The organism is Stenotrophomonas sp. STEN020, from assembly GCF_056760195.1.
In genome coordinates this window covers 1-25,612 of record NZ_JBRREI010000043.1, presented here as the reverse complement: position 1 = coordinate 25,612, position 25,612 = coordinate 1, and the positions used below count along the sequence as shown (strand labels likewise).

The following is a 25,612-nucleotide window of genomic DNA, read 5'->3' as shown; positions in this document are numbered from 1 at the left end:
TGAGGTTGCGAACTGGTGCCCGGAGCCGGAATCGAACCGGCAAGGCCTTGCGGCCGGCGGATTTTAAGTCCGATGCGTCTACCAGTTTCGCCATCCGGGCATCGCAATAGCGTGCCTGATTGCGGCCCAATTGTGAATCACGAAGATTGGCGGCGGCGCTGAACCGGCCGCCAGCATGATCTCAGCCGATCGCCCGCGAGTAGCGCGCTGGCTGCTGCGCGGCCTTCAGATAACGGTCAAAGCACATCGCGATCAGGCGCAGCAAGGGCCGGCCCTGTTCGGTGGCTGCGACCACGCCATCGCTGTAACTGGCCAAACCGTCGTCCTGCAGGTGCTGCAATGAAATCAGCTCCTCGGCAAAGTAGATGTCGAAATCGACATCATGCCGCCGCGCCAGCGCACGGCCGTCCACGCTGCCATGGCACATCAGCTGCTGGATCAGCTCCGCCCGCAACATATCGTCCCCATCCAGTTCCAACCCGCGCCACACCGGCACGCCCCCCTCGGCAATCTTTGCTTCCCAGTCCTTGAGATCGCGCGGATTCTGGCTGTAGCTGCTATCGATATGACTGATCGCACTGACCCCCAGCCCCAGCAGATCGCTGTCGGCGTGGGTGGTGTAGCCCATGAAGTTGCGATGCAGGCTGCCTGCACGCTGCGCGCGCGACAGGTCTTCTTCCGGCAACGCGAAATGATCCATGCCGATGTACTGGTAGCCAGCCGCCGACAGCCGTTCAACAGCCAGCCCCAGCAACGCCAGCTTCTGCTCCGGGTCAGGCAGGTCGCGGTCCTGGATCTGCCGTTGCGCCTTGAACATATGCGGCAGATGCGCGTAGCCATAAATCGCCAGGCGATCCGGGCGCGCTTGGATCACTGTATCCAGCGTGCGGCCAAAGCCGGCTAGCGTCTGCAGCGGCAAACCATAGATCAGGTCCACGTTGACCGAACGCATGCCATGGTCGCGACATGCCTGGATGATGGCCATCGTCTCATCCACTTCCTGCACGCGGTTGATCGCCTGCTGCACCTGCGGGTCGAAGTCCTGGATGCCGAGGCTTGCGCGATTGAAACCGAGCTCTGCCAGCACACCGATGTCGTCGACGCTGACCGAGCGCGGGTCCAGTTCTATCGAAAAATCGCGTGCACTGCTCTGACTGAAATTGAACAGTTTCTCCAGCCCACCAATCAATCGACGCAGCTGATCGGGGGCCAGGAAGTTGGGCGTGCCGCCGCCCAGATGCAGCTGCACCACTTCGCGCTCGCGTGCGAACAGCGGCGCCAACCAATCCGCTTCCACCAGCAGCTGATCGACATAACGTTCGCCCTTGCTGCGGTCGCGGCTGATGACGCGGTTGCAGCCACAATAGAAACACGGACTGCTGCAGTACGGCACATGCACATATAGCGACATCGGCCGCCCTACCGCGTTGCTGCGCGCTACCGCCGCGCAGAACTGCGCCTGCCCGTAACCGTCGTGAAAATGCGGTGCGGTTGGGTAGGACGTATAGCGTGGACCCGGCCGGTCATGCCGGAGCAGCAGGTCCGCATCGAAGGTCCAGCCAAGGGCATTTGAGGTCGGCAGCGGCATATTCATACCTCCCAGCTTGCCCCCGCCCAAGCGCGCTCGCCTTGAGTTAGATCAATTCATCCATTCATGAACGGGCCCGGCCGGCCTTCCGTTCAGAGTATCGGGAACGAAGGGGTGTGGTAGCGCCGCCAGATCGAGCCGGCGACCCGCCCCGCCGCCTCATCGGCCAAGGCCTGCATCGCCGGGTTACCCAGCTCCGCCGTGGTCTGTGCAAACAACGCCAGCCAGCGTTCGAACATCGGCCACTCCAACCCTGGGATGGCTAAGTGCTTGGGCATAGGCGCGCCATTGAATCGCGAGGTTCCGCGCAGCAGGGCCGACCAGAAATCGATCAGCTGCAGAAGATGTACCTCCCAGTCGTGCACCCGCGCCTGGAATATCGGCCCGAGCACCGCGTCCTGGCGCACCCGCGCGTAGAAACGCCGCACCAGCTGCTCCACCTCTTCCTCACTGCAAACATCTGGTCCAGCCCGCACAACACACCTCCTGTTACCTGACCCAAACCGACCATGCCCAGCCCCGCCCTGCTTGATCAGGATCAACGACGCCCGCGGGCACAGCCCCTAGCCTTGCACACCGGGTCACCAGCTGGCGCTGAACCGCAGTGCTGCCAACCCGATTCTATTCCTTCGCCAAGAGGCCCCCGGGAATCCACGATGACCGCTTCTGCCGACTCCAGCATCCGCCACCCGCTGCCAATGGTCCAACGCCTCGGCGCCGTGGTGTGGCCCAGCTTTTTTACCGCGGCGGTGATGTCGGCGGTGTTTTTCGCATTCATCGACCCGCTGGAACTGCAGCAGATCAGCTTCCCGCAGCACGTAATCAGCCGTGAAGTGGGCTACTCGCTGGGTTTCTTCATGTTCTGGGCCGGCACTTTGTGCGCGTGCGCAGTGACAGCGCTGCTATTGCGTCCCGCGCGCGAGCAGGAGGAAGTCTTCGAATGAAGCCTGTGCGCAGCATCGGCGAAGCCAGCGCCGGCACCGCGCGCAGGCGCGACAGGTTCCGCCAACTCACCAGCTTGGCGATGCTGGCGGCATTTTATGGTCTGCCCTGGCTGCACTGGGCCGGCAAGCCCTGGTTGCTGCTCGACATCGATGCACGCCAGTTCCAGGTCACCGGTATCTCGATGCAACCGGAGCAGTCAATACCGTTGCTCTGGCTTGCCTTGGCCACACTGGCCCTGCTTTGCCTTGCCACCAGCCTCTACGGGCGCCTGTGGTGCACCTATGCGTGCCCGCAGACGGTATTGACCCGCCTGTTCCGCAGATTGACCCGCCTGACCGATTTCAAAGGCAGGGCGAAGCCGCTGGGAACACCGCTTCGACACGCATTGTGGGCGGCAATCTCGCTGTGGACCGGCATCAGCTTTGTGGGTTACTTCACGCCTATCGCAGAGCTTGCGCACGGCGTACTCACACTTACGCTCAGTGGCTGGGAACTCTTCTGGATCAGCTTCTACGGCCTGGCAACCTGGGCAAACGTGGTGTATCTGCACGAACAGGTCTGCAGCTATCTCTGCCCTTACAGTCGCGTGCAACCGCTGATTGCCGATGCACGCACTCCCTGCATTCAGTACAACGCACCGCGCGGTGAGCCGCGTGGCCAGCGCGGCCAGGACAACGCCAGCGTGCTGCACCGCTCACGCGGACTGCTGGATGCAACCACTGCGGCCGACTATGTGTTCCGCGCCGCCCACCCGGCCATTGCCGGCGCCATGCCCAAATTCAGCCCGGTACACCTGGGTGACTGCACCGACTGCGGCGCCTGCGTTGCGGCCTGCCCGATCGGGCTGGATATCCGCAACGGTCGCAGCAGCAGCTGCATTGAGTGCGGCAACTGCATGGATGCCTGTGACGATGCCATGGCCAGCAAGCACTACCCGCTGGATCTGATCCATCGCGCCCGCCCAGCATGCGAAGTAGGTGACGCCAGCGCATCCAGATTGCGGATCAAACCATTGGCGTTCGCCGGCCTGATGGTTTTGTGTATAGGCTTGGCAGTATTCACAGCCGCAAGCCTGCACTGAGCAACGCCAGACAATAAGCCGCAAAGAAGCAGCCTGTACGCAATTTCATTCACCTTGACGGCACAAGCTTCACCTCGTGCAAAGCAACCTGGCATTGTTTTGCGGGAGCGGCGTCAGCCGCGAAGCTGACATTGCGCAAAAAGCCCGACACCTGCGCCACCTTATAATCAACATGCTTCGCGGCTGACGCCGCTCCCACATTTGCCGTCGCCACAAGTGTCGTTACACTCGCCGTGCATGCATACCCTTGAAGATCTGAAAAACGGCGCACTCAGCGGGGCCCAATCTGTTCGACTGGTCAACCAGGGCCTGACCGAGTTCCCGCAGGCGCTGTTCGCCCTCGCCGAGACGCTGGAAGTGCTGGATCTCTCCAGCAACGAACTCAGCTCCTTGCCCGATGACATGCGGCGACTGCACAAGCTGCGCATCCTGTTCTGCTCCAACAACCCGTTTACGCAATTGCCGGTTGCACTTGGCGACTGCGAGCAGCTCGAGATGGTCGGCTTCAAGGCCTGCGCGATTGCGCAGGTATCCGCACACAGCCTGCCCGCGCGGCTGCGCTGGTTGATCCTCACCGACAATCAGCTTCGTGAGTTGCCAGCGGCGCTTGGCCAACGGCCACGACTGCAGAAGCTGATGCTTTCCTGCAACCAGCTCACTGCCCTGCCCGACCTGAGCAAGTGCAAAGCACTGGAGCTGTTACGGATTGCCAGCAACCATTTCGATGAAATTCCAGCAACCTTGCCTGCATTGCCGAATTTGGCGTGGCCGGCATTGGCCGGCAACCCGCTGACGGCGGATGCCGAACACACTGCACTGGCGGATGCGCATCACCACGCCGTCCACTACGACGATCTGGAGATCGGCGAGCTGCTGGGCGAAGGGGCGAGTGGACACATCCACCGCGCCATGCTCAAGCAAAGCAATGAAGCAATTGCCGTCAAAGTATTCAAAGCGGCATTTACCAGCGATGGGACGCCGCAGTCTGAGCTGGCCGCCGGGCTGGTCGCTGCCGGGCATCCGAACCTGCTTGCGCCACTGACTGTAGTTGAAGGACAACCGCAAGGCCGCTTGGCGGTGGCGATGCCCTTGCTTTCCTCGCAATACGTCAACCTGGCCGGCCCGCCCAGCCTTGCCAGCTGCACGCGCGATGTCTATGCAGCGGATACGCGCTTTACGCCCGCCATCGCCGAACGCCTGCTGGGCTGCATCCGCGCGGCGCTCACCCACCTGCATGCGCAGGGTGTGCTGCATGGCGACCTGTATGCCCACAATATTTTGTGGAATCCGGCCAACGGCGAGGCAGTACTGAGCGACTTCGGTGCAGCGATGTTGACTGGCGCGTTGCCACCTGCACAACGCACACAGCTGCAGGCAATCGAGTGGCGCGCATTCGCCCACCTTGAAAATGAAATCGCGGCGCGCATCAGCAACTGACGGCAGGCCTTGCCTGCCACCCACACACCTGCGCGACCTGTTTTGAACTCGCGCTGGCATTGCGCGCATGCCAACGCGCCGCAGCCACTCGAAAGCGAGCGTCCGACGTGCTTTTTCCTCTGAACCGGGGATTACGTGGATCGACAAAGAATCACAGGCAACAAAAAAGCCCTGATTTCTCAGGGCTTTTTGCTTACTACTTGGAGGCCTGGGTCGGAATCGAACCGGCGTACGCGGATTTGCAATCCGCTGCATAACCACTCTGCTACCAGGCCAAATAATTGCACCGCCGAAGCACTACACCGCCTCGACATGAAAAGACCCCGCTGCGGGGGCCCTTTCCGATTTGGAGCGGGAAACGAGACTTGCACTAGGCGCGTAAGTCGTTGTTTCCCGAACAGTTTCTTCGCCGAGGTGCTCAGCGAGGACCTCAATTGTAGCCTTGTTTTTGGTCCCCGGCAACAAGATCGTCCAAAGACTTCCACTGACGGCCATAGACCCGTACTCAGCGCACCGGACCCACACCCAGCACTGCGTCGTCCGCGACAGTCTCGAACTGGTCGCCTACGCCTTGCCCTCTGCTTCCGCACACCATCAACACGATGACGACCGAGCCGATGCTCTTGGCGCCGGCCTATCGCGGATGCCGTCTAGGACCGTCTAGGACCCACACGCGCCGCGCATTGCCGGTCTGCTCAAGTTGCGCCGAAAGAACGCACACCCTAGCCGTGGCAAGCCGGCGCACGATTCTTTGTCGATATATCAGGATGCTCGGGCAAGCATGACAGGCGTGGATTCACTACGTCCGGCTGGACGTTGGACAGCGATTGCCATCCCCCTCGTGCCCGGTGAAACCGCTGGCATATCACGTCATACCTAGACGGTTTTGCAGGGACCGTAACTTCTTACGACCCTGATAGCGTGAGCGTAGCTGTCGAGTCTGCTTTCCGACGCTCGACCATCTAGCGATCGATGAATTTTTGCACATCGAGCACACGACGGCTACCAGTAGCGCGAACTGGTGAGAAGTACTCAAGCCCCATGACGAAGCGGGCATCGGAACTCGCTTCCTGCACAGGTAACAGGCCGACCATGAGGTCGGCGGCAAAGGAGTCGGCCATGTAGTTCTTCTCCTGGAAGGAGACCGAGCATGCACGAGAACAAGAATGATGCACCCACATCAAAGGTGTTCTACCGCCCGATCGAAGCGTCCATCCGCTGGGCTGGGCTGCTGCGATATGAGCAAGTGATCCTGGCCTCGGTTTCGTCGCCAAGGAATCTTCCGCAATCGCTGGACTGCCCGCGCTGGGGCGAACTGCGGCTGTACACCGATCGCATCTACGACGGCATCCTCAATGGGGAACTGCCCTTCGGGCAGAACGGCATCACCGCACGCGACATCGCGCTGATCGAATCCCCTGACCTGACGGTTCGTCACGTGGATCTGAAGCGTTGGATGCGCCAGCACTACCCCGAGCAGCGGCCCGGCTTTCTCTTCTGCCGCAGCGAACGCATCGCCCATCCCTTCATCTCGCTGGAGACCGGCCAAGCCATGCTCGTCGAGCGCTTGGCCCTCAAATCCGCCCTGGAGCAGTGCAAGCGTCAACTGCGCGAGTTGCAGGACCAGCACGACGCGCTGCTCAAGCAGTCCACGGTGATTCCTGCATGCGCCCAGTGCCCGATCAGCGACCGTGCCGAGGCCACGTACCTGCACATCATCGGCACGATGCTGGAACTGATGCTCGGCCAATCCCCGTCGGGCACACCGTACTCCAGCTTCAACAGCCAGGAATCCATCGCTACCGCGATGATCGCGCATCACGGCGAACTCATGGGCATTACGGATCGCACGCTGCAAGCCAAATTTGCGCAAGCCCGACGCAAGCTACGGGCCGCCGTTTCTTGATGTTTGCAAGCCCGTATCTGCGGTCGCGGAAACCGCATTTACGGTGGTCTGGGACAGAAGCCGACATTTGAATAGGTGTCACGCCAACAAACGCCACTGAGCGTTCAGGAGTGACCGCCATGTCGCAAGCACCTGTACTGCCGCCCAACGAGCGCCGCATCCTGCGCCTGGAAGAAGTCGAAGCGAAGTCCGGCTTCAAGCGCGCCCACCTCTACAACCTGATGCGCGCCGGCAAGTTTCCCAAAGCGTTGCGCCTGGGCGTGCGCGCCGTCGGCTGGGACTCCATCGAAATCGACCAGTGGATCGCCGAGCGCGTCAACAGCCGGGCCTGACCCGTTCTCCCGCGGACTTCCCATCCTCACACGGAGAACGCCATGCAGGTTGTATCCATTGTCTCGACCAAAGGGGGCGTCGGTAAAACGACCACGGCCGCCAACCTTGGCGGGCTCGCCGCCGACGCGGGGCTGCGCGTGCTGCTGCTCGATCTCGACGTGCAGCCCACCTTGTCCTCGTACTACGAGTTGGCCCACCGCGCGCCCGGCGGCATCTATGAATTGCTGGCCTTCAATGAGCGCGACCTCGGCCAGCTCGTGTCCCGCACGATCATCACAGGCCTGGACCTGGTGCTGTCCAACGACCACCGGGGCGAGCTGAACACCTTGTTGCTGCATGCGCCGGACGGACGCCTGCGACTACGGCACCTGCTGCCGGCACTGACTCCCCTCTACGACCTGGTGCTGATCGACACCCAGGGCGCACGCTCGGTGACGCTGGAGATGGCGGTGCTCGCCTCCGATCTCGCGTTGTCGCCCGTGACCCCGGAAATCCTCGCCGCCCGCGAACTGCGGCGCGGCACCATGCAGTTGCTGGAGGACATCGCCCCGTACCGGCACCTGGGCATCGAGCCGCCGCCGCTGCACCTGCTCATCAACCGGGTCCACCCGGTGTCGGCGAACGCCCGGCTGATCCAGCAGGCCCTGCGCGAGCTGTTCCAGCACCACACCGGCATCCGCGTGCTGGCCACCGACGTGCCGGCCATCGAAGCCTATCCGCGCGCCGCGACGCGCGGCCTGCCGGTGCATCGGGTCGAGTACCGCCAGCCACCGGGCAGAGTCGCCCCCGCCGCGCTCGACACCATGCGCGGCCTCGCTGGCGAACTGTTCCCGCAATGGCAGCACCGATTTGCCACGGTGTCCGGCCGCCCGCCATTTCCTCTTGATACCGGGAGGCCCCATGGCGAACGCACATGAACTGGCCCGAGGCCACAAGCGGCTACGCGCCCTGATCGAGTTCGCCGTCGGCGAGGGCTGGCACGTCAAGCGCACGCCAGGCGGCCACCTCAAATTCACCAAGGCCGGCTGCGCCGCGATCTACACCAGTTCGACCGCCAGCGACCACCGGGCGGCCCTCAATGCCCGGGCGCAGATCCGCCGCGCCGAGCGCGAGGCCCGATCCCCAGCGCAGGGAGGCCGCCATGGTTGAGATGACCTCCCAGCAGATGGCCGGCAAGCTGCTCGCGGCCGGGTTCGAGCGCAGCGGCCCATCCACCTCGGCCTTGAGCGACCCGATCGCCGACACGCCCATGGTCGTGACCCTGGACCAGTTGCGTCCCTACGACCACGACCCCAGGAAGAAGCGCAATCCGGCCTACGAGGACATCAAGGCGTCCATCCGCGAGCGCGGCCTTGATGCGGCGCCGGCGATCACCCGACGCCCGGGCGAGGGCCACTACATCATCCGCAACGGCGGCAACACACGCCTGGCGATCCTGCGCGAACTGTGGTCGGAGACCAAGGACGAGCGGTTCTTCCGCATATCGTGCCTGTTCCGGCCCTGGCCCAGCCGCGGCGAAGTCGTGATGCTGACCGGCCACCTGGCCGAGAACGAATTGCGTGGGGGCCTGACGTTCATCGAGCGCGCCCTCGGCGTCGAGAAGGCGCGCGAGTTCTACGAGCAGGAAAGCGGCGCCGCCCTGAGCCAATCCGAGCTGGCCCGCCGTCTCGCCGCTGATGGCTTCCCGGTCCAGCAGTCGCACATCAGCCGGATGAACGACGCGGTGCGCTACCTCCTGCCGGCGATCCCGACCGTGCTCTACGGCGGGCTCGGCCGCCACCAGGTCGAACGCCTGTCGGTCATGCGCAAGGCCTGCATGCTCGCGTGGGAGCGCTACGCCAAGGGCCGCACGCTGGTACAGGACTTCGACGACTTCTTTCAGGAGGTGCTGTCGCAGTTCGACACGCAGGCCGACGAGTTCGTCCCCCAGCGCGTGCAGGACGAGCTGATCGGCCAGATGTCCGAGCTGCTCGGCATCGACTACGACGTGCTGGCGCTCGACCTCACGGAATCCGAAAGCCGCCATCGCGCCCTGGTCAGCGATCCGACCCCGCCATCGGCACCGCCCGCACTTCCTGAGCCTGGCACCGTGGCCCGCCCGCCCGCCGCGCCGGCCCCATCGGCCCCGACGCCGGCGGCCATACCTGGGTCGCGCGAGCGCAAGGACAGCTCAGGGACGGACGGCTCGCCCGCAGGAAGCCCCGTGGCGGCTCCTGGTGATCTGCTGCAGGGGCACATCGTTTCGCCCGCACCTACGACGGAGCGGCTGCAATCCATTCAGCGGATGGTCGCCGACGAGCTGGGGGATGCGCTGCCCGATTTCTCGGCCAACGTCTTGCAGTCCATTCCCGTCCAGGCAGGCGGTCTCTACCCGATTTCCGACGTCTGGCACATCGACGCGGGCCTGGACACGCCCGATCGCCTGCGCATCCACATCGCGCAGTTCGCACGCGAGATCGCGGGTGAGGCAGGCCTTAATCAGTGCATCGAGGACCGCGCGGACGGCGTGGGCTTCGCATGCCATGCCAGCGCGCAGCCCCCATCACCCCAGGGCCGCGGCGTGCTGGCATTGCTGGCGAGCCTGGCAGGCCAGAGCTTCACCGATGCCGATCTGGACGGCGGGCAGCTTGCCGCCGAGCTGCCGGCGCTGCTGCACGGCCAAGGTGATGCGACACGCCGCTTGAGCGACACCGCGCTGGTCAAGCTGTTCCGATTGCTGCGCCTGGCCCGGCGCCTGCTGGACCTGGAATCCGGCGTCGCAGGCCCTGGGGCATGAAGGAAGGAGACCCGCATGTCCGCCCCGCACCCGCTCAATCAAGCCGTCATCGCCCAGGCGCTCTACGACCTGCGCAACGGCCAACTGCGCCGCTGCAAGGCGATGGGCTTCAGCGAGGCCGAGCTGGATGCGCTCAAGCATCCCGCCATGGTGAGCGTGCTGGCCAACGCCAATGTCTCGTGGTGTTCCGTGTCCGTGAACCGCGAGGTGCTCCGGCGTCTGCTCTCGCAGGCGCAGGACGTGGAGAAGGAAATCGCGACCGTCGATCGCATGTTGCGCCTGGGGGCCAGCACGGAGATGGTCAGCCGCTTCTATGGCCTGACCCATCAGGAAGTCGCCCTGCGCCGTGAGGTGCTGGGCCTGCCCAAGCGAAAGGGGCGTCACCCTGTCCTGGACGAGAAGCAGGACGTCGAACTGTGGCGGCGCTGGAAAGCGCTCACCAGCAGCAGGAATGTGGACTTGGAGGACGAGACCTCGATTCTCGACGCGGCCATGGACCTCGCCGAAGGCATGGATTTGCCGCTGTCGGTGGTCTGGGCCGCGATCAAGTCGTGGGTCGATCAGGGACTGGGTTGAGCCATGGCCGTGGACGACACCGCACCACGCCATGGCCCCGTCGCACTCGCTGACCTGTTCGACGCGGCGCTGAAAGACCTTGCGCCCAGGCCCAGCCCGCCCACGCCCACGCGCATGCCTATATCTGCGCCGTCACCTGCGACACCGGCTGCGTCCGGCGATGCGTTCCTCTTCAGCGGCAACCGGCATGAGACTGTACCGCGGCGGCTGTTCCTCGACCGCCGCCTGACGCCGCTGGAGCGCAACGCCTGGCAGGTGTTCCGGCTGATGCTCAACGACGACGGCGTGACCGCATTCCCCACCTATGAGCAGTTGCGGCCCTGGCTGGCCTCGATGCCCTGCGCCGGGCAGGCCTCGCACGAAACCGTGGCGCGAGCCCTGACGCTGCTGCGGCTGACCCGATGGCTGAGCCTGGTGCGGCGACGGCGCGACGCCAAGACCGGCCGCATTCTCGGCAATCTCTATGTCCTGCACGACGAGCCGCTGACCCCCTTTGAAGCGATGCAGCTCGACCCGGACTACCTGCAGCTCGTCAGCCAGGCGCTCGGCCATTCGGCCAAAGCCGTGCAGATCGTGGGCCTGCACACCCTCAAGGAAATCGGCGAAGACCCGATGCTGGCCGGGCGCACCCTGCCGTCGAGGCTGCAAGTCCTGGCCGAGCGCCTCGCCAGCCAGGGCGTCGGGGCGCACGAAAGTTATCCACAGGAGGATGCCGCACACGAATCCGAAGAAGGGCCGACGAGCCTTCTTCGGAATTCCGATGACCCCACTTCGGAATCCGAAGCAGGGTCGAAACCCGCGCCAGACGCCTCTCTTCGGAATCCGAAGCAGGCCCGTACAGTACGTAGTAGTCGTATCAATGAAGTACGTACTACCGCGCAGGCACAGGCGCAGGCGCGCGCGCTGGGCGACCTGCAATGGCCCAAACGCTTCGCGGAACTGAAGGCAGAGCAGCAAACAGGTGCGCGGGTGGCATTGCAGCAGGTCGATGCCGCGCTGAGGCAGGCCGTGCTGGACGAATGGGCCGCACGATGCAGCAGCCACGGCATCCGCAATCCTGCGGGGTATCTGTTCGGCATCATCCAGCGGGCCATCCATGGCGAGTTCAACGCCTGGGCCAAGAAAGACGCGCCATCGGCACACGCTCCGCCGAATGAGCGGCCACCACCAGCACCGCCACCATCCCAGCCGCAGGGCAAGCCGGTGCCGCCAGAAGTCGCCAGGCAGCACATCGAGCGGCTGCGCAACCTGCTCGCCAGCAAGTGAGCGGGCCTGCAAGGCGGTGAAGTGGATGCCAGTGGCTTCCCGTAGAGCTATCCCCAGGGGATAGTTCCACTGACGGCTACACGTCGAACCGCAGCACGCCAGGCCCCGATCGCCTGCGGCGGGATCGGCCCTGTCCGCGCTTGATCCGGGCGCGCAGCGTTCCTTGGCGCTCCATGGAACTATCCCCTGGGGATAGTTCCACTGACAGCTACGACGTCGAACCGCTGCACGCCAGGCCTCGATCGCCCGCCGTGGGATCGGCCCTGTCCACGCTGATCCAGGTGTGCAGCGTTCCTTGGCGCTCCATGGCGCTATCCCCTGGGGATAGCTCGCGCCGCATGCGCCCGCCGCGTGAACCGGGGACTGGCGGGTTTCGGTTTGTTGACTGACTGCCTTCCGCCACCTGCCGAAGCTGTCCGCTCTTTTCCAACAACGAGCGGACACCATGGCAACCACCAACGAACCCCTGCAACTGAATCTCGGCTCCCTGCGCAGCGCGATGTCGCTGACGCTGCACACGCACCACGCCTCGCGCATTTGGCACGGCCGCGCCGCCGCCGAGGGGCGACCGGGCATCGTCGGCCTGAACGGCTACATCGCCCAGATGAACAAGATGCGGCGCGGCTCGGAGCAGGACGACCCGTACAGCGACTTCTGGATGCTGCGCATCGAGGACAAGCTCGACCAGACGAAGGCCACGCTGCAATCGCTGCGCGAGCAGGTGGACCAGGCCCTGGCGAGCGTGCCGCCGGCACTCACCCTGGGCGAGAACCTCAACGTGCAGCCCGTCAAGCTGCCGCTGTTCGTCAATGCGCAGTTGGGCTTTGCCGCGGTGTATCTGCTGGCCGACTACGACGACATCGCCCGCAAGCTGATCCTCGCGCACCACACCGCGCTGATCGATCGCTCGACGCTCGAACGCTGGCTCAACGAAGGCGCCCATGCACTGCGCAGTCTTTTCAGCCTGGCGCAGCAGTACCGCTACTCGGGCTGCACCCGCGACGACTTCGCCGCCAAGAATGCCGCAGCACGGGCGGCGCTGGAGAAATTCGGCGAGTTGCCGCAGGACGTGCTGGAAGGCACGCGCCGCTCGAAGTTCGCGCCGCCGATCGTGCGCCGTGGCCTGCAGCAGCGCGGTGACGGTCCTGCCGCAGCCGCATTGCCCAGCGACGAGGCCACCACCACCGAGGCACCCGAGACTACCGCGGACGAGGACGCGCAGGCATGAGCGACCCGAACCGCGACACCCGCTACTTCCGCCCGCTGCAACAGACCGCCTTCATGCGGCTGGAACACGCAGGCTCTCTAAAAGGCCTTTTGAAGCCCTTTAAAGGTAAAGGGGACTTGGAGGTCTGGGCCAGCCAGTGCTTCGCCATGCGCGACGAGTTGATTGGCTTGGCGCAGCGACAGGTGCTGCCACAGGCGGTCGGGCATCCCTTCCACCTGCTGCCCATCGAGTTGGCCCAGCAGACCACTGGCGCAGGCACGGTGTTTTTGCGCTGGCGCAAGCACGACCGCTCGGCCATGGGCGTCGCCTTGTGGCAGGAGCTGATGGCGAGTACCAGCACGCCGGTCAACCTGCTGGTCGACCTGCACGCCATCGAGCTTCAGCGCATCACGCTGAACATGCAGATCAGCTTGTTGCACACCTTGGGCCGGCAGGCGCAGGAGTGCGCCAGCAAGGCCGCCGAGGCGGAAGACGCCTACCTGCGCCGGCTCAAGTCCATGCCATCCGCCATGCGTGATCGGTGATCGCGCCACGCACCCCAGCACGCGCCCGCCGCCAACCAGGTGCGGGTTTTTCAACCACCACGGAGATTGCAACATGAGCACGCACTTTTCTGGCGAGGGCAACATCGGTTCGCCCCCCGAGTACCGGGAGTTCCCCAACGGCAACGACGAGCCCAGCCGCCTTCTGCGCCTGAACGTCTATTTCGACAACCCCATTCCCAAGAAGGATGGCAGCTTCGAGGATCGCGGCGGCTTCTGGGCGCCGGTGGAAATCTGGCACCGCGACGCCGCGCACTGGAAGGACCTCTACCAGAAGGGCATGCGCGTGCTGGTCGTCGGCCGCATGGAGCGCGAACCCTGGACGGACAACGAGGATCAGCCGCGCGAGACCTGGCAGATCAACGCGCGCAGTGTCGGCATCCTGCCGTTCCGCATCGAGTCCGTGACCCTCAGCCCCAGGCAGCAGGAGACCACGCAGGACACGCAGCCGAATCCCCAGGCCGCCCAGGAACCGGCCGCGCCGAAGGAGCCGAAGCGCAGGAAGTGACCCGGCATGGGGCGGCGGCAGTCGTCCGTCGCCCCACGCCCTCGCGAGCTATCCCCAGGGGATAGCTCCATCAACGTCCACCGGCTTCCACGCGCTCCCGAAAACCGCGGCTCCCGAACCGCACCCTCCCGGCCGCACGCCACTCCCGTCCCCGCCATTCCATCCCGTGAAAGTGGTCGCCGCCGTGTGCGGCTTGTTTGCTGCTGCCCCTGGTGGTGCTCGGCATCCTCGATTCCAGCAACTCAATGAACCACGGAATTCGGATGGACGGACATGCGGCTGTTCTTGTGCGAGAAGCCCTCCCAGGGCAAAGACATTGGCCGAATTCTCGGCGCGACACAGCGCGGTGAAGGCTGTCTCAGCGGCTCCGGCGTCACCGTCACCTGGTGCATCGGCCATCTCGTAGAAGCGGCAGCTCCCGAGGTCTATGACGCGGCGCTCAAACGCTGGTCGCTGGAGCAGTTGCCCATCGTTCCCCAGCAGTGGCGGGTCGATGTCAAACCGAAGACCGCCACGCAGTTCAAGGTCGTCAAGGCGCTTCTGGCCAAGGCGACCCATCTGGTCATCGCCACCGATGCCGACCGCGAGGGCGAGCTGATCGCCCGCGAGATCATCGACCTGTGCGGCTACTGCGGCCCCATCGAGCGGTTATGGCTGTCGGCGCTCAACGATGCGTCGATCCGCACCGCGCTCGGCAAGCTGCGGCCCTCATCCGACACGCTGCCGATGTACTACTCGGCACTGGCGCGCTCACGCGCCGACTGGCTCGTGGGCATGAACCTCAGCCGGTTGTTCACGGTGCTCGGGCGCCAGGCCGGCTACGACGGCGTGCTGTCCGTCGGTCGCGTCCAGACGCCGACCTTGAAGCTCGTCGTGGACCGCGACCGCGAGATCGCGGCCTTCCAGTCGGTGCCGTTCTGGGCCATCGACGCGTCCCTTTCCGCAGGTGGACAGACTTTCAGCGCGCAGTGGGTTCCGCCCGATGGCTGCACCGACGACGCCGGCCGCTGCCTGCAGCAGCCTATCGCCCAGCAGGCCGCGCAGCAGATCCGCGCTGCAGGCAGCGCCCAGGTCGTATTGGTCGAGACCGAGCGCGTGCGCGAAGGTCCGCCGCTGCTGTTCGACCTGGGAACGCTTCAGGAGGTTTGTTCCAAGCAGCTTGGGCTGGACGTGCAGGAGACCCTGGAGATCGCCCAGGCCCTGTACGAGACGCACAAGGCCACGACGTATCCACGCTCCGATTCGGGCTACCTGCCCGAAAGCATGTTCGCGGAAGTGCCGACTGTCCTGGACAGCCTGCTCAAGACCGACCCCTCGCTGCATCCCATCATGGGCCAGCTCGACCGCTCCCAGCGCTCACGCGCCTGGAACGACGGCAAGGTCACGGCGCACCACGGCATCATCCCGACGCTCGAACCCGCGAACCTCTCTGCGATGAGCGAGAAGGAACTGGCGGTGTACCGGCTGATCCGCGCGCATTACCTCGCGCAGTTCCTCCCTCACCACGAGTTCGACCGCACCGTTGCCGAGCTTTCCTGCGGCCAGCAGAAGCTGGCGGCCACCGGAAAGCAGGTGGTCGTCAGAGGCTGGCGTCTGGTGCTGGCCGAGCCGCAAGCGGACGAGGATGGAGAAGCCACGGCGCGCAGCCAGGTGCTCCCTGCGCTGCGCGAGGGCATGGCGTGCCAGGTGGCCGAAGCCGAGATCAAGGCGCTCAAGACGATGCCGCCCAAGCCCTACACGCAGGGCGAACTGGTCAAGTCGATGAAAGGCGTGGCGCGCTTCGTGACCGACCCGCGCCTGAAACAGAAGTTGAAGGACACGACGGGCATCGGCACCGAAGCCACGCGCGCAAACATCATCACCGGCCTGCTGACGCGGGGCTATCTCGTGAAGAAGGGCCGTTCCATCCGTGCTTCGGATACGGCGTTCACACTGATCGACGCCGTGCCTGCGGCGATTGCTGACCCCGGAACTACCGCCGTGTGGGAGCAGGCGCTCGACATGATCGAAGCTGGACAGCTCACTCTGGACGTGTTCATCGGCAAGCAAGCCGCCTGGATTTCGCAGCTGATCGCGCAGTACGGCAGTACTTCGCTGTCCATCAAGATTCCCTCCGGGCCCGCTTGCCCGCAGTGCGGCGCACCCACGCGCCAGCGCACCGGCAAGACCGGCCCGTTCTGGTCGTGCAGTCGCTACCCCGACTGCAAAGGCACGCTGCCGGTCGAATCCGGTGCGTCCAAGCGTGGTGCCTCGCGCCCCCCAAGCAGGAACAGCAGCGGCCGCAAAGGCTCCTGACCAACCCCGTTCCCCGAGAGCCGTGCCCGCCATCGGCGGCGTGGCCCGTGTCCCGCACGCCCTGCGGGACGCCCAGCGCGCAACGCCTTCTCTTGTCCGTGTGCGCGTCCCGCCCAGCCGTTCCCGGCTGCGGGGCCTGAAGGTAGCTTCTCCGCGAACCGCCACCCGCGCGTTCTGCTGATCTGCATTTCTTCCGCCTCTGCGAAGGGTCCCCCGATGGCTTGCCAAGTAGCGCGAGCCACCCGGAGACCCTTCGTGGTCAGCGGTATTCGACGCCGTGCCCAACGGCGAAAAACTGGGCTCCTTTTGTGCGCGGATGTGCGCCAGAAGATGCCGGCGCCAACCACGATATGCGCCGGGTGTGATTGCTGACAGCAGACGGTTCTAGCGACGACCGGGCCTGCCAATCAGCCCACGGGTGGTTCTGTCCTCCCGAGCCGAAGGCCGCAGGGCCTTCGGCGCCTTTCTCCTGCCAATCAACGTCCCGGCCCGGCCACACGGTCCAGGGCCACACGAACAGGAGACCCGACTATGAACCCGCAACCTCGCACCTCACGCGGTGCGCCCCAGGCCGCGCCACTGCTGTACGGCAGCGTGTGCAGCGGCATCGAGGCCGTGAGCCTCGCCTGGCAACCCCTCGGCCTCGAAGCCGCGTGGTTCGCCGAAATCGAGCCGTTCACGAGCGCCGTGCTCGCCCACCGTTACCCCCGCGTGCCCAACCTGGGCGGCATGACCGCGATCGCCCGCCAGGTGCGCGCCGGCACCGTGCCGGCGCCCGACGTCCTGGTCGGCGGCATGCCGTGCCAGTCCGTGCATGACATGGCTGGGCCAGCGCCTGGTGCAGTACCTGAACAAGACGGGCTCGACCGCTTCGGATTGATCGGCGACGCAGCCTGCGGGCCGCGCCATTCTCCCTCCTGCATTGCCGATGTATCGGCAACAGCCCGCAGCCAGGGTGTCAAGGCTGCCGCGGGTTCGACCCGCGCCACCCGCCAGTTCGCCCCGGCATCTCACCGGCGAACGCTGCCCACCGGGGCATCGATGCCTCTTTTCTCCAACCCACGGGATGGCCGCCACGTCCCGCCAGGGGCATGTCGCCACCCGGTTGATTTCAGGACTTCCCATGGAAAACATCACTAAGCAAGACCGCATCACGCTGAAAGACCTCAGAGTGTCCGACTTCGCCAGCGACGAAACGCTGTGCTTCACCGCCATTGTCGTGTTCGACGGCACTCCCATTGCCGAGGCCCACAACGGCGGGAACGGCGGTTCGACATTCCTGCGTGCGCTCGATGGCAAGAAGGCGCTTCTGGCTCAGGCCGAAGCCTTCGCCAAGGGTCTGCCGCCTGCTCCGCTCGACCTCGGCCAGGAGGGCGAAGACCCTCACTACATCGACATGACGCTCGACTTCCTGGTCGATGAACTGGCCGAAGCCATGCACGGGGAACGCAAGTTGCGAGCCGCGTTCAAGCGCGACATCGGCAACAGGGTGCTGTTCATCAAGGACGGCAAACTTCTGTTCATCAAGGGCATCAAGCTCAAGGCCATCGCGGACCGCAAGGCGTACTTCGCTTCGCTGCGCGCTCGGCAGACCCAGCCCATCATCATCCTTGCCGAGCTTCCGCCCGAGCAGGCAATTGACCTGTGGAAGAAGCATATCCTGGGCGACACGCCCGACTGACCCAGGACCGACGCACCTTCCTGACAGCCCCGCACTCGATGCGGGGCTTCTTTTTTCTGCGCGCATCAATCGGGGCTGGCCCGGATGCCGTTTTCTAACTGACGCGGCGCGGGCCGCGCACGAAGCTGCCCGCATGTTCGCTGATTCGTCAGCACATGCCAGCAGCCAGGGTTCCAGGCTGCCGCGGGTCTCTCCCGCGTTGCCCACCAGTCCGCATCGCATCAGGTCTGCGGACGCGCGTCCCCGTGACGTCGATGCTTTTTATCAACCGCGTGCGGGAGCTGCCATCCCGTGAGGGACGAGGCCCCGCTTTTCCAAGGAGCCCGTCCATGTCCCAACAAGCCTCTTTCGGCCAATTGGCCTCGACCTACTGCGGCAAGTTCCTGCCGCTCGAAGTCCTGCAAAGCGCCGCCGGTCACTACATCGGCACGCGCGATACCGAAGGCCCCGTTTCGCGGGAATCCCGCGAGTACTTCCGCAGCTACGCCGCGGCTCAACGTGCCCTCGAAAGAGGCGGCTGGTCCCAGCTCGCCGTTCCTTGATCCAACTGGAGGAATCACGTCATGAACCAGCTACTGCCTCGGGAAGTCGTCGATCAGATCATGCGGGAAGAGCAGCATTTCGCTGCCGCGCCCCAAGCCTTTTTCGAGGCCTGGAAGCGCGGTGTCGAGATCGCTGGCCCCGAGTGGTTCGGCGACGGCACCCGTGAAGGTCTGAACCAGGCCAAGAGCAAGTGGGATCTGCGGCCCAACATGCTGCGGCTCAACGACGCCCTCGGCGTCCTGAGCAGCGGAGAACGCATGTTCCTGTCCGCCATGGTCAGCTTCTACAACGCGCGCGAGGGCGGTGCCATGCTCAAGCGCTGCCACTTCCACGGGCTGTCGGATTTCGACGGTCTCGACCTGCAACGCCGCAGGGTCATCGCCGACCTGCTGGTGAACTACAACGGTTGGTGAGCCGGTCTCCGGCACACCACCGCGTCTTCGTTCACTCCCCATGAGGGACATGCGCCCACGAGGCCATGTCCCTCAATTTATTTCCCGTCGTCCAGCGCAGTGCTGACGCCGCCGTGGTCAGCGTTGTCTGACGCATCTTCCACTTTCAACCCACCGGGTCCAGTTCCCGGTGGCGGGAATTGGCTCCATTATTCAATCTGGAGAGTTCCCATGTCTCAGAAACCTAATCCCTTTCTTCGCGGCTACTGGAATCTGAAAATCATCCGCACGCTGTGCATCAGCTACGAGGACGGAAGCCCGCATGTCTGGCGCAACATCCACGCGAGCCAGCAACACCTCTCCGACGAGGAACTGGTTTCATCGTCCTGCATCGTCGCCAGCGATTTCGCCGTGGTCAGCAATGGCCGCGAAGCCGTGAGCGCCGAGGTACTGGCCGAATGCGATGCCGGTGAAGGCGTCAGCGGCGAAGGTGTGATCGGTGCCGTGGTCTATGCCATCCATGGCGAGGACTTCGACGGCCGCCCAGTCCACGTCGGTGACGCCTATTCGGCCGAGGCCGCGCGGGAAGTGATGCAGCGCCTGAGTTTCGAGACCGGCTATTACAGCCGATGCTGGGAGATCAGCCGTGAGCACATCACGGTCGATACCTGGCACTACCTCGCCAACCTGGCGGACCTCGCCACGCCGGAGGCCATGCTGTTCATCGCCTTCCGGGTGCCGTACAGCCCGGCGATCGGCGTCAAGCTGATTTCCACGCCCTGGACGGACCAGAACCTGGAGCACGCCGAAGGCATCACCGCGGAGCAGCTTCGACAGGAGCATCGGAACAAGGGCATGCCGGACGACCTGGCGAACATCCTTGACCTGGCTGGCCAGGCCGATGTGCGCATCCTGATCCTCGACGCCGACGCACCTGCGCTGCTGGGCCTGCCGCTGGCTGAGTCCTAGCAGCCGCACGACGCGCCAATCTTCCTCTTTGTCCCCCATGCCAGCCCGTCTCCCAAGGAGCCGGGCTGGTCCATTTTCATAGGAGCAACCTCATGTTCCCCGACCTCATCTCACGCGCACCCGACTTCGAGCACCAGCTTGGAGCCTGCGTCAACGCCATGGGCCAGGACGACGCCATCGGCCAGATTCTGGTATTCCAGCGCACGCACGGCACGCTGCACATGCGCCATATCGCCAGCGCCGACCTGATGGACACCGACATTGACGACTACGAAATGGTCGTGTTCGACGGCGGCAACACCAGCGGCGACACGTGGAAGCACGTCTTCTTCCCGCGTCCGCGCGAGCACTACTTCGTGTACGAAGCCTGACCCGACCAGCCCCTTTCGAGGGGCTTTTTCTTTCCACGGCGTGCTGGAAAGACGGGAGCGACCGAATGCGCATTGTTTGCTGTCGCGCGCGCGAGGCCCGGACATGCTGCCCCCATGCCTGCTGACGTTGTCAGCGACATGCCAGGCAACCATCGGTCTTCGAGGTTGCCGCGCAGTTCCCACTGCGTGACCGAGCCAGCTCGCACCGCATCCATCCGCGAGCGGCCACCAGTCCTGGTGGCGGATGCTTTCGCCTTATCAACCCACCGCGGGGTTACGCACCTTTCCCCGCATGCGTGGGGCCGGTGTGTCTCCGCTTCATCCCAATGGAGATCCACCATGAGCACCACGTCCAACGAGAAATCGTATTTCGACCTCCACACCTCGGGCATCGGGTACATCCAGCGTGCCCGCGAGGTTCCCGTCCGGGGCGGCCGCCGTGCGCAGCCCTTCCTGGCATGCACCATCGCCGCACTGGTCGGTTCCGCCAAGGACCCCAGCTACCGCTACTTCGACGTCAAGGTCTCGGGTGCCGAGGCCAAGAAACTGGTCGAGCGCTACATCGGCGTTGACGATCCCAAGCAGCGGCCCCTGGTGCGCTTCCGCCTCGGCGACCTCTGGGGCGATGCGTACATCCGCGACAAGGGTGAGCACAAGGGCCAGGCCGCCGCGTCTCTGAAAGCACGACTGCTGAAGGCCGAGCCGCTTGACCGGGCCGAACTGGCTTCGATCAAGCAGCACGAGCTGATCACCCGCGGCATCGGCTACCTCAGCCGTCCGAAGGACGTCTCCCCCAAGGATGGCGATCCGTTCCTGTCGTGCTGCGTCGCGGCACTGGCCGGGCCTGTCGGTGAACCGGAATATCGGTACTTCGACACCATCGTCGCCACCCCTGAAGCCGAGCACCTGGTTCGCCGGTGCGTGCAGGCCATCGAAGGGGACCGCAAGGTGCTAATCGCCTTCCGTCTGAACGACATGAAGATCGATCCGTACATCCGCACCAAGGGCGAGCGCGCCGGGGAACCGGGAGCGAGCCTGGAATCGACGCTGGTCCACATCGGTCTCATCAAGATCGACGGCACCCAGGTCTATCCGACGAGCCAGGCGCAAGCCGAGGCGCCGCAAGCCGAGGACACACCCGCGCCCGAAGCCGAGGTTGCCGCCGACACCGCTGCCGACCAGCCTGTCGAGCCCGCCGAGCGCGAGCCCGCAGGCGAAGTCGAGGAGGAGCCGGCATTGGCTGCTTCGTTCTGAACCGGCATGGCCCCTCACGGGGCCTTGCCGTTCTCATCCCCGCAACCGCTGCGCCCCTTGGCGCCCAGCGCGTCTGCGTTCTTCATCCCCCGAGTTCCGCGTGGTTTCAGGGCCGCGCGGTTGTCGCATTTCTCCAAGGAGAACAACCATGTCTCTGGCATCCCGTTTTGCCCCGCAGTCCCCGATCCTGCGTTCCGATCGCCCACTCTCGGATGACCGCATCCGTTCCGTTGCTCCATCGATCTTTGCCGACGCTCCGCATGGGAGCCGGTCCGAACGGTATGCCTACATACCGACCGCGACCGTGCTGACCAAGCTGCGCCAGGAGGGGTTCGAGCCCTTCATGGTGTGCCAGACCCGCGTGCGCAACGAAGACCGGCGCGAATACACCAAGCACCTCATCCGACTTCGCCATGCCAGCCAGATCAACGGCGACGAGGCGAACGAGATCATCCTGCTCAACAGCCACGACGGCACGAGCAGCTACCAGATGCTGGCAGGCATGTTCCGGTTCGTCTGCCACAACGGCCTGGTCTGCGGTGACACCACCGCCGACATCCGCGTGCCCCACAAGGGCGACGTGGCAAGCCAGGTGATCGAAGGTGCTTACGAAGTCCTCGAAGGCTTCGAGCGCGTGCAGAACTCGCGCGACGCGATGCGCACCATCACCCTCGATGAAGGCGAAGCGGAAATATTTGCGCATTCCGCCCTCGCACTCAAGTATGACGACCCGGCCAAGTCCACGCCTGTCACGGAAAGCCAGCTTCTGACCCCGCGACGGTGGGACGACCGCAAGGGCGACCTGTGGGCCGTCTTCAACCGCGTCCAGGAGAACCTCGTCAAAGGGGGGCTGAGTGGACGCTCGGCCAACGGCCGCCATCAACGCACCCGTCCGGTGCAAGGCATCGACCAGAACCTGCGCCTGAACCGGGCGCTGTGGCTCCTGGCCGAAGGTATGCGCCAACTCAAGGCGTGATGCCAAGCGGACCTCGCCCATCTCGGGCGAGGCCCATTCCCTCTCATCCACCGGGTGCCGTCGGCGGCCCGTCATTCATCATCAGGAGAACCATCATGGCAACCACATCGGCGCCCGAGAGATCGGTATCGCCCATCGTCGTTCCGGGCCAGCTCACGCTGCGCACCATCCGCGGCAAAAACGGCCCGTTCACGGTGGGTCGCCTCGCCACGCACCTCGGTGTGTTCGAGGTCAAGGACCCCGAGCTGGAGCAATATCCCGAAGGCAAGTACGACGGGGAGTTCATCATCCGCTACATCTTTCCGAGGTCCTATCCGGTCGGTGGCGGCATGCGGTTCGAAATCCGCGCCAGCCTCGACGGAATGACGCTCAACGGCATCGACAAACTGAGCCGTGACGAAGCACGCAGTTTCGCCACCCAGGATGTCGATCCCCTCGATGAAGAGCAAGGGACGCAGCCTGCGGCAACGCCGGCCAAGCCCGCCAAGGTGTCCAGGCCCGCCAAGCCCGCCCCCGAGCAGGTGTCTGCGGACCCTCTCGTCGATACCACGCCCTTCGGCGTGGATGCACCGACGCCCGCTGCGGCTGCTGCCCCCGGCGGCACCGAAGACGGCGACGCCGGACTGTTCGGCCTGCTCTGGCCGCTGGGCGAGTCCGTGAAACTGGATTCGACCATCGACCGCCGCACCTTGCGCGCGCAGATCGCCCGCCTGGGTGAACTGGGTTACGCGCTGGACTTCAAGACGCAGGAGTGGAGCCGCCAGGCCGAACTGCAACCTGCGTGATCGCAGACGCCGCATCCGCGGTGTTCTTCATCCACCCGCCGGGGTTACTTCCCCATGCGGGGGAGGCTCCGGCTTTCTTCTGGAGGTTTTCATCATGTCCACCATCGCTTGCGATGCACCTCATTCCACGCTGGACGAACCCGCGTGGCGCGCGGTCTGCAAGACGGCCGCCGAGCACGCCCAGCGTGGTTGCGGCCTGTCCTGGGATCACTGGGTCACGCTTTTCAGTTCTGAGATCGACACGCAAGCCAGTCGATTGCCGCAGGACCAGCGCACTCAAGCGCTGGAGATCGCAGCCCGGGAATGGGACTACGCAACGCCTGCCGAACGGCAGGAAACCCAGGACTGGAATGCGGAGCATGGTCACTGCTCGCATGGGATCGAGTTCGGCTACTGCCCGGCCGGTTGTGATCGCGACGATGACGACTGGGACTGAGGGCAAAGCATAGGTTCCTTCGCCGCACACGCGGTATTCCATCACCCGCTGGGGGTTCTCCCCCACGGGGAGGCCTCCGGCTCCATTTTTCAGGAGGCCTCTCATGGGCTGGTATTTCTCCCCCCAATCGCGGTCTGAACTGATCGCGGAACTGATCGCACCGCAAGAGACCGAGCGCGCCAGCGTCAAGGTCATCGCCCACGCGCTGCGCGGCAACGTCCTCTGGTCCGTCACGGAAGTGACGGCCAAGGTCGAAGGCGTGCATCGTCATCTGGCGCCGGGCCAATCCCTGCGCTACATCCGTTGCGATCTGCTCGAACGCAGCGGCGGCCAGTGGGGCTACAAGCCGCTGGACGAGTCCATGCACCCGTACTACTACTCGTGCCCGCTGTCCTATCTGGATCTCGCACCGGAGCAGTCCGCCGACTGGCGTGCAGGCGTTCGCGCCTACCACGCGCGGCGGCGCACACCCACGGCACCTGCGGCACCCACCGCAGCGCTGATGGCCTGAGCCAGGAGGAACCGACATGGACTCGATCCTGGCTGCGCTTCCGCCCTCGCTGTTGAAGCTCGTTGAAGGGAGTTTGTCCAACGACGAAGTTTCGTCCGACGAGGAAATGCTGGAGTACTTCATCAGCAACGGTCTCACCGAGGAACAGGCACGGCAGGCACTGACCTACCGCGACCAGTACCTCAACAACATCTACCTGGAGGGCTTCACGCCAATCACTTCGGTAGATGAGGCGCTGCACTTCAACCCGCACACCCGGCAGTTCGAGCCGGACTGAGCGGCTTTCTTCCACCCCCTGGGGCAGTACTTGCCCCAGCGGGCGGTGCTGTTCCCGTTCATCCGAGGACACCACCATGCCCGCAAACACTTCTTCCACCACGCTGTATCGCATCGACGAATGCTCCGACGTGATGGCCGACGCTTGCGTCGGCGATGACCAGGGCAATCTGATCTTTCTGTCGATCTGGGCGCGCGACACCGCCGTCCAGCAGTTCCTCGCTCGTCTGACCCTCGGGCGCGACGAACAGGGCCTGGACCAGTTCCACGTCATCACCGACCAGGGCGGCAGCGTCCCGGTGTTCGTCAGCAACGTCGATCGCCTGGAAAAGCGCATGACCCGCGCCTACCGGCGAACGCTGTTCGGTTCGCTGTCCAACGTGTGGCTGTTCGACCGCCGCTGCGTCAAGCCCGACAAGGCCAACGCCAGCGCACTGGCATTGCTGCCCAAGGGCAGCGCCCACCGGCTTGACCGCCTGTGGATGCTGGTACGGGACACCTGCCCACTTCCGCTACTCGACCACTGGCGCGAACCCGTGCTGGAACTGCTACAGACCCGCGAGATGCTGGCCCGCCTTCCGTTCGCCCTCGGGCCGCTGGAAGGCCATCGGCTCGCCATCGATGTGCCGGCGCTGACCCTGGCGCTGGGCTCTCTGATCCGCAGTGACGTGCTCACCGCCTATCCCTATCCGGCCAAGATTTGGACGCCGGAAGCGGTAGCGGCTTGACCCACCCGGGGGGGGGCCCCGCAGCCGGGGGGGGGGGGGGGCTGCCGCGGGCCCCGCCGCGAGCGGGGGGGGCGGGGGGTGGGGGGGGGGGCGGTGGGGGTTGGGCCCCGGGGCCGCCCCGAGCCCGGCGTGGGAGGGGGGGGGGGGGGCGGGGGGGGGGGGGGTTTTGGGGGGGGGGGGGAAGGGGGGGGGGGGGGGGGGACCGGGCC

General features: G+C 64.9%; 30 protein-coding genes and 2 tRNA genes. 27 read left to right on the top strand and 5 right to left on the bottom strand.

Annotated features, from left to right (window positions below; translation table 11 throughout):
- Nucleotides 1-13 precede the first annotated feature (13 nt).
- From ACVOLZ_RS16390 to ACVOLZ_RS16380, 3 genes are all read right to left on the bottom strand, one after another.
- Nucleotides 14-100, bottom strand: a tRNA-Leu gene (locus tag ACVOLZ_RS16390).
- An 81-nt stretch (nucleotides 101-181) separates the two neighbouring features.
- Entirely contained in the window at nucleotides 182-1,594 is a 1,413-nt protein-coding gene (gene hemN / locus ACVOLZ_RS16385; RefSeq protein ID WP_481517032.1) for an oxygen-independent coproporphyrinogen III oxidase, read from the bottom strand.
- A gap of 86 nt (nucleotides 1,595-1,680) precedes the next feature.
- Nucleotides 1,681-2,064: a group III truncated hemoglobin gene (locus ACVOLZ_RS16380; RefSeq protein ID WP_481517031.1), complete on the bottom strand. Its 384-nt coding sequence runs from the start codon at nucleotides 2,062-2,064 to the stop codon at nucleotides 1,681-1,683.
- Between the two features lie 180 nt (nucleotides 2,065-2,244).
- Here ACVOLZ_RS16380 and ACVOLZ_RS16375 point away from each other — a divergent pair, with 180 nt between their 5' ends.
- From ACVOLZ_RS16375 to ACVOLZ_RS16365, 3 genes are all read left to right on the top strand, one after another.
- A complete protein-coding gene (locus ACVOLZ_RS16375; protein WP_481517030.1) occupies nucleotides 2,245-2,532 on the top strand; it encodes a hypothetical protein in 288 nt (95 codons plus the stop codon).
- Complete coding sequence (locus ACVOLZ_RS16370) at nucleotides 2,529-3,614, top strand: 4Fe-4S dicluster domain-containing protein (protein WP_481517029.1); 1,086 nt, start codon at nucleotides 2,529-2,531, stop codon at nucleotides 3,612-3,614. The genes ACVOLZ_RS16375 and ACVOLZ_RS16370 overlap by 4 nt, the downstream gene beginning before the upstream one ends.
- Before the next feature lie 237 nt (nucleotides 3,615-3,851).
- Nucleotides 3,852-5,051, top strand: a complete 1,200-nt coding sequence (locus tag ACVOLZ_RS16365) for a leucine-rich repeat-containing protein kinase family protein (protein ID WP_481517028.1) — start codon at nucleotides 3,852-3,854, stop codon at nucleotides 5,049-5,051.
- A 201-nt stretch (nucleotides 5,052-5,252) separates the two neighbouring features.
- Here the strand turns inward: ACVOLZ_RS16365 and ACVOLZ_RS16360 are convergent.
- Together ACVOLZ_RS16360 and ACVOLZ_RS16355 are read right to left on the bottom strand one after the other, a co-directional pair.
- Nucleotides 5,253-5,326: transfer RNA gene (locus ACVOLZ_RS16360), tRNA-Cys, on the bottom strand.
- Nucleotides 5,327-6,013: 687 nt separating this feature from the next.
- A complete protein-coding gene (locus tag ACVOLZ_RS16355) occupies nucleotides 6,014-6,172 on the bottom strand; it encodes a hypothetical protein (RefSeq protein WP_023095533.1) in 159 nt (52 codons plus the stop codon).
- A 29-nt stretch (nucleotides 6,173-6,201) separates the two neighbouring features.
- On the opposite strand from ACVOLZ_RS16355, the gene ACVOLZ_RS16350 reads away from it, so the two are divergent.
- From ACVOLZ_RS16350 to ACVOLZ_RS16235, 24 genes are all read left to right on the top strand, one after another.
- A complete protein-coding gene (locus tag ACVOLZ_RS16350) occupies nucleotides 6,202-6,957 on the top strand; it encodes a hypothetical protein (RefSeq protein ID WP_023095532.1) in 756 nt (251 codons plus the stop codon).
- Nucleotides 6,958-7,076: 119 nt separating this feature from the next.
- Nucleotides 7,077-7,289 (top strand): AlpA family transcriptional regulator, encoded by a 213-nt coding sequence (locus ACVOLZ_RS16345; protein ID WP_023095531.1) that lies wholly within the window; start codon nucleotides 7,077-7,079, stop codon nucleotides 7,287-7,289.
- A gap of 42 nt (nucleotides 7,290-7,331) precedes the next feature.
- The gene (locus ACVOLZ_RS16340; protein WP_023095530.1) at nucleotides 7,332-8,207 is read left to right on the top strand and encodes a ParA family protein; all 876 of its coding nucleotides are present in this window, start codon (nucleotides 7,332-7,334) and stop codon (nucleotides 8,205-8,207) included.
- Nucleotides 8,191-8,439 (top strand): hypothetical protein, encoded by a 249-nt coding sequence (locus ACVOLZ_RS16335; RefSeq protein WP_023095529.1) that lies wholly within the window; start codon nucleotides 8,191-8,193, stop codon nucleotides 8,437-8,439. The genes ACVOLZ_RS16340 and ACVOLZ_RS16335 overlap by 17 nt, the downstream gene beginning before the upstream one ends.
- Complete coding sequence (locus ACVOLZ_RS16330) at nucleotides 8,432-10,066, top strand: ParB family protein (protein ID WP_023095528.1); 1,635 nt, start codon at nucleotides 8,432-8,434, stop codon at nucleotides 10,064-10,066. The genes ACVOLZ_RS16335 and ACVOLZ_RS16330 overlap by 8 nt, the downstream gene beginning before the upstream one ends.
- A 15-nt stretch (nucleotides 10,067-10,081) precedes the next feature.
- On the top strand, nucleotides 10,082-10,642 hold the full coding sequence (locus ACVOLZ_RS16325) for a DUF2857 domain-containing protein (protein WP_023095527.1): 561 nt from the start codon (nucleotides 10,082-10,084) through the stop codon (nucleotides 10,640-10,642).
- A gap of 3 nt (nucleotides 10,643-10,645) precedes the next feature.
- Nucleotides 10,646-11,908: an STY4528 family pathogenicity island replication protein gene (locus ACVOLZ_RS16320; RefSeq protein WP_023095526.1), complete on the top strand. Its 1,263-nt coding sequence runs from the start codon at nucleotides 10,646-10,648 to the stop codon at nucleotides 11,906-11,908.
- A gap of 445 nt (nucleotides 11,909-12,353) precedes the next feature.
- Nucleotides 12,354-13,136: a PFL_4669 family integrating conjugative element protein gene (locus tag ACVOLZ_RS16315; protein WP_023095525.1), complete on the top strand. Its 783-nt coding sequence runs from the start codon at nucleotides 12,354-12,356 to the stop codon at nucleotides 13,134-13,136.
- Complete coding sequence (locus tag ACVOLZ_RS16310; protein WP_023095524.1) at nucleotides 13,133-13,660, top strand: DUF3158 family protein; 528 nt, start codon at nucleotides 13,133-13,135, stop codon at nucleotides 13,658-13,660. Before ACVOLZ_RS16315 ends, ACVOLZ_RS16310 begins: the two co-directional genes overlap by 4 nt.
- 73 nt (nucleotides 13,661-13,733) lie before the next feature.
- A complete protein-coding gene (locus ACVOLZ_RS16305; RefSeq protein WP_023095523.1) occupies nucleotides 13,734-14,186 on the top strand; it encodes a single-stranded DNA-binding protein in 453 nt (150 codons plus the stop codon).
- A 273-nt stretch (nucleotides 14,187-14,459) separates the two neighbouring features.
- The gene (locus tag ACVOLZ_RS16300) at nucleotides 14,460-16,481 is read left to right on the top strand and encodes a DNA topoisomerase III (RefSeq protein WP_023095522.1); all 2,022 of its coding nucleotides are present in this window, start codon (nucleotides 14,460-14,462) and stop codon (nucleotides 16,479-16,481) included.
- Between the two features lie 531 nt (nucleotides 16,482-17,012).
- Nucleotides 17,013-17,621, top strand: coding sequence for a DNA cytosine methyltransferase (locus ACVOLZ_RS16295; protein WP_023095521.1), 609 nt, complete (start codon nucleotides 17,013-17,015; stop codon nucleotides 17,619-17,621).
- Complete coding sequence (locus ACVOLZ_RS16290; RefSeq protein WP_023095520.1) at nucleotides 17,605-18,162, top strand: hypothetical protein; 558 nt, start codon at nucleotides 17,605-17,607, stop codon at nucleotides 18,160-18,162. Before ACVOLZ_RS16295 ends, ACVOLZ_RS16290 begins: the two co-directional genes overlap by 17 nt.
- Before the next feature lie 329 nt (nucleotides 18,163-18,491).
- Nucleotides 18,492-18,704 (top strand): hypothetical protein, encoded by a 213-nt coding sequence (locus ACVOLZ_RS16285; protein WP_023095519.1) that lies wholly within the window; start codon nucleotides 18,492-18,494, stop codon nucleotides 18,702-18,704.
- Nucleotides 18,705-18,725: 21 nt separating this feature from the next.
- On the top strand, nucleotides 18,726-19,118 hold the full coding sequence (locus tag ACVOLZ_RS16280; protein ID WP_023095518.1) for a hypothetical protein: 393 nt from the start codon (nucleotides 18,726-18,728) through the stop codon (nucleotides 19,116-19,118).
- Between the two features lie 210 nt (nucleotides 19,119-19,328).
- Nucleotides 19,329-20,066: a DUF5983 family protein gene (locus ACVOLZ_RS16275; RefSeq protein ID WP_023095517.1), complete on the top strand. Its 738-nt coding sequence runs from the start codon at nucleotides 19,329-19,331 to the stop codon at nucleotides 20,064-20,066.
- Nucleotides 20,067-20,158: 92 nt separating this feature from the next.
- Nucleotides 20,159-20,437, top strand: a complete 279-nt coding sequence (locus ACVOLZ_RS16270) for a hypothetical protein (RefSeq protein ID WP_023095516.1) — start codon at nucleotides 20,159-20,161, stop codon at nucleotides 20,435-20,437.
- Nucleotides 20,438-20,776: 339 nt separating this feature from the next.
- Nucleotides 20,777-21,691, top strand: coding sequence for a DUF3577 domain-containing protein (locus ACVOLZ_RS16265; RefSeq protein WP_023095515.1), 915 nt, complete (start codon nucleotides 20,777-20,779; stop codon nucleotides 21,689-21,691).
- A 148-nt stretch (nucleotides 21,692-21,839) separates the two neighbouring features.
- On the top strand, nucleotides 21,840-22,667 hold the full coding sequence (locus tag ACVOLZ_RS16260) for a DUF932 domain-containing protein (protein ID WP_023095514.1): 828 nt from the start codon (nucleotides 21,840-21,842) through the stop codon (nucleotides 22,665-22,667).
- Between the two features lie 95 nt (nucleotides 22,668-22,762).
- Nucleotides 22,763-23,452, top strand: a complete 690-nt coding sequence (locus tag ACVOLZ_RS16255; RefSeq protein ID WP_023095513.1) for a DUF3275 family protein — start codon at nucleotides 22,763-22,765, stop codon at nucleotides 23,450-23,452.
- A gap of 94 nt (nucleotides 23,453-23,546) precedes the next feature.
- Nucleotides 23,547-23,888 (top strand): hypothetical protein, encoded by a 342-nt coding sequence (locus ACVOLZ_RS16250; protein ID WP_023095512.1) that lies wholly within the window; start codon nucleotides 23,547-23,549, stop codon nucleotides 23,886-23,888.
- Nucleotides 23,889-23,991: 103 nt separating this feature from the next.
- Nucleotides 23,992-24,399 carry a hypothetical protein gene (locus ACVOLZ_RS16245; RefSeq protein WP_023095511.1) on the top strand — a complete coding sequence of 136 codons (408 nt, stop codon included), beginning with the start codon at nucleotides 23,992-23,994 and terminating at the stop codon, nucleotides 24,397-24,399.
- Nucleotides 24,400-24,415: 16 nt separating this feature from the next.
- On the top strand, nucleotides 24,416-24,676 hold the full coding sequence (locus ACVOLZ_RS16240; RefSeq protein ID WP_023095510.1) for a hypothetical protein: 261 nt from the start codon (nucleotides 24,416-24,418) through the stop codon (nucleotides 24,674-24,676).
- Between the two features lie 76 nt (nucleotides 24,677-24,752).
- Nucleotides 24,753-25,403, top strand: coding sequence for a hypothetical protein (locus ACVOLZ_RS16235; protein ID WP_023095509.1), 651 nt, complete (start codon nucleotides 24,753-24,755; stop codon nucleotides 25,401-25,403).
- The last annotated feature ends 209 nt before the right edge of the window (nucleotides 25,404-25,612 follow it).